Origin of the sequence: Thermus islandicus DSM 21543, assembly GCF_000421625.1 — a bacterium.
GTDB lineage: Bacteria > Deinococcota > Deinococci > Deinococcales > Thermaceae > Thermus > Thermus islandicus.
In genome coordinates, this window is record NZ_ATXJ01000048.1 from 1 (window position 1) to 3,117 (window position 3,117).

The following is a 3,117-nucleotide window of genomic DNA, read 5'->3' on the forward strand; positions in this document are numbered from 1 at the left end:
CCTCCGCCCTGGCCGAGGAGAGCAAGCTGGCCCTGCTGGAGTGGGCGGAGGAGCAGGGCTTTCAGCCGGAAGGCGTACTGTTTGACGCTTGGTACACAGCGAGGCATGTCTTGGAGCGGCTAAAGTTGAGTTTCTACCCATGCCGACGGAAACTTATCGCAGGTAAGCTGAGCCTGGATTTGAGCCCTCTGTTACCGGTGCAGGTGGAGGCCGCGTAAGTCCAGGTACCCTGACATCTACGGTGGCGAGGTCTACCGGGCCAGCGCCACGAAACCACGCCCCTGGGCCTAGACGGGACCTGTGGGGGATGGGCAGAGCAGGGGCCGGTAAGAACCGCTAAGCCGTGAGGAGCCGTCACCGGACAGGCCTCTAGGGAAACCGTACAAAAAACCGCGCCCCCCCTAAGACCGACTCCTCCACCCCAGCCATCCCCCCGTGGGCCTCGGCCACCCGCCGTACCAAGGCCAGACCCAGGCCACTCCCCTGTGCCCGGTGGGCAGGGCTGGCCTGGTGGAAGGCCTCGAAAATCCTCTCCCGCTCCCCCCAGGGAACCCCGGCTCCGTCGTCCTCCACCGCCAGCTCCAAGACGCCCTCGCAGGAAAGCGACACCCGCACTCGGTTTCTGGCAAACTTGAAGGCGTTTTCCAGCAAGTTTCGCACCAGCGCCTTGAGCAGGAGAGGGTCGCCGCTTAGCCGACAGGGGGCCTGTGGCAACTGCAACTCCAGGACCTTGCCCCCGCGCTCGACCTCCTCGAGGGCCTCCAGGACCACCCCCAGAAAGTCCACCTCCTCCTGGGTCAGGGCCCGCTCCGCCCGCGAAAGCAGGAGGAGCCGTTCCACCAGGCGCCACAGGTCAAAGGCCGCCTCTTTCGCCCTTTCCACCGGGGCGGTCGGGATGGGATCTTGTTCCAGGGCCTGCTCGAGCCGCCCGACCAGGGCGGCGAGGGGGGTCCTGAGCTCATGGGCGGCGTTTTGCAAAAAGCGCTTCTCCTTCTCCAGGTAGCCTTCCAACGCCTCTAGGAGTAGGTTTTGCGCCCGGGCTAGGCGAAAAACCTCGTCCTTCGCCCCATGCTCGGGCAACCGACCCTTGGGGTCGGGGCGCTGGGCCAGCTCCAGGGCCCTGCGGGTGACGCGGTCCAAGGGCGCGAGAGCCCGCCCGGCGAGCGCATATCCCCCGAGGAAGGCCAAAAACACCGCGGCAGGCAGGGAGAACTGCAAAACCCGATCTAGACGGTCGAGCGCTGCGTCCACCCATTCCAGGGGCCTCCCCGCCACGAGCTGGAGCCCTTCCACCTGGCTTCCGCAAAAGCGCACCTTCCTGGCGGTCCAGCACCCCGTAGCGGGCTGGGGTGGGGAGAGAATCGGCCCTGCTCGGTCCACGAGCCTCCCCCCCTGGAAGAGGAAAAGGGCTAGATCGGGGGGGAGGTCCTTCAGGGCCTCGCCTTCTCCCAGGAAGGCCCGGTGGTCCTCCTGGTTCACCAAGGGACGCGCCAAAAGAAGGGCATCTTGCAACGAAGCGTCGAGCGCCTGGTACAGGCTTGCTTTCACCCCGAAGTGGAGTCCCAGGCCCCAAAGCCCGAGCACCAATCCCAGGAAGAGGACGTAAAAAAGCGTCAGGCGCAGGCGCAGGCTCATCCCTGAAAGCTATACCCCAGGCCGCGTTCGGTGCGAATGGCCTCTTCGGAGAGCTTTTGCCGCAGGCGATACACATAGACGTCCACCGCCTTGGGGTCTACCCCTTGCTCCCCGCCCCAGACCTTCTCCAACAGCACCTCCCGGGGGAAAAAGCCCCCTGCGTTCAGCGCCAAAAACTCCAGCAGGGCATACTCCCTCCCGGAAAGGCGCACCTCCTGGCCTTCCCACCAAGCCCGTTTGCCCTCCAGATCCAGCGTGAGCCTACCCCGCACTATGCGGTTGGTCGCCTCCCCGTAAGCCCGGCGCAGGAGGGCCCTCACCCGGGCCCGGAGTTCCTTCAGGTGAAAGGGCTTCACCAGGTAGTCGTCGGCCCCTCCCTCCAGGCCCCGTACCCGGTCCTCCAGGGCGTCGCGGGCGGTGAGCACCAGCACTGGGGCCTTGCACTCTTGGCGCGCCTTCTCCAAAAAGGAGAACCCGTCCATGCCGGGAAGCATGACATCCAACACGATGAGATCAAAGGGGAAGGTCGCCACCAGGCTGAGGGCCTCCTCGGCCCCCTCCACCCAGTCTACCGCGTACCCTTCGGCCTCGAGGGCCTCCTTGACCAATTCCCCCACGCGGGGGTCGTCCTCTACGAGGAGAAGCCGCATCGTCCACCTTTCCCCTTTTTCCCCCGGTGCGCCCCTAGCGGGCCCTAATTCAAGGATACCCGGCTTTCGCGGGGGAAGGTGCTCCATCAGCGCCTTCTGCTCCAGCTCCAAATTCCCGCCAACCAGGCCACCGTTAGGGCCCACCCGGCCAGCACGTCCGAAGGGTAGTGCACCTGCAGATAGAGCCGGGAAAGGCCCACCAGCAACGTCCAGGGAAGCCCCAAGGCCAAAATCAGTCGCGCGGTCTTGGGCGCCACCGGCCACAGAAGCAGGTAAAGCCCCAGCACAAAGGCCAGGCTCCCCATGGCGTGCCCCGAGGGAAAGCCGAAGTCCCTCTCCGGGGTGAGTTGGGGGAAGAGATGGGGGCGGTCGCGAGCGAAGAGGTGTTTGGCTGCTTGGTTCAACAAGGCGCTTCCGCCCACGGCCAGGGCGAACGCGGGCCAGTTGGCCCGGCGGCGATAGGCCCAAAGGAGGACCAGGGCTGAAAGAGGGGCCAGGATCAGGGCCGAACCCGAGCGGCTGAAAAGGAGGGCCCAGCGATCCAACACAGGAGTCTGGTAAGTGTGGAGAAAACTCAAAAACTGTGAATCAAAAGCAAAGCCCCGGTGGATCCCTAACGCAAAAACCGCGAAAATACAAAGGCCCAGTAGCAAGGATCCGTTCGCTTTTACCTGCATATATGAACACCCCCAAACCCCCCGGGCAACTTCGGGGGGTGGGAAGCAGACTTGACCGCCATGCGGCTCTTGGGGTTAATCAGCGGCATGACCCTGCGTGAAGCCCTGCCCCAGGTCCCAGACCCCCATAGCGGTCAAGTCTGGTGGGAAGGTTA

General features: G+C 64.7%; 3 protein-coding genes and 1 pseudogene. 1 reads left to right on the forward strand and 3 read right to left on the reverse strand.

Translation table 11 applies throughout. The features are described 5' to 3' along the window. Window positions 1–218 (forward strand): annotated as a pseudogene (locus H531_RS13295) (hypothetical protein); the annotation flags it as partial. 151 nt (window positions 219–369) lie between these two features. Here the strand turns inward: H531_RS13295 and H531_RS13300 are convergent. From H531_RS13300 to H531_RS13305, 3 genes are all read right to left on the reverse strand, one after another. After that, window positions 370–1,635: a sensor histidine kinase gene (locus tag H531_RS13300; RefSeq protein ID WP_022799602.1), complete on the reverse strand. Its 1,266-nt coding sequence runs from the start codon at window positions 1,633–1,635 to the stop codon at window positions 370–372. Then, window positions 1,632–2,285 (reverse strand): response regulator transcription factor, encoded by a 654-nt coding sequence (locus tag H531_RS0112270; protein WP_022799603.1) that lies wholly within the window; start codon window positions 2,283–2,285, stop codon window positions 1,632–1,634. The genes H531_RS13300 and H531_RS0112270 overlap by 4 nt, the downstream gene beginning before the upstream one ends. Before the next feature lie 86 nt (window positions 2,286–2,371). Further along, window positions 2,372–2,830 carry a phosphatase PAP2 family protein gene (locus H531_RS13305; protein WP_245540701.1) on the reverse strand — a complete coding sequence of 153 codons (459 nt, stop codon included), beginning with the start codon at window positions 2,828–2,830 and terminating at the stop codon, window positions 2,372–2,374. Between the last annotated feature and the right edge of the window lie 287 nt (window positions 2,831–3,117).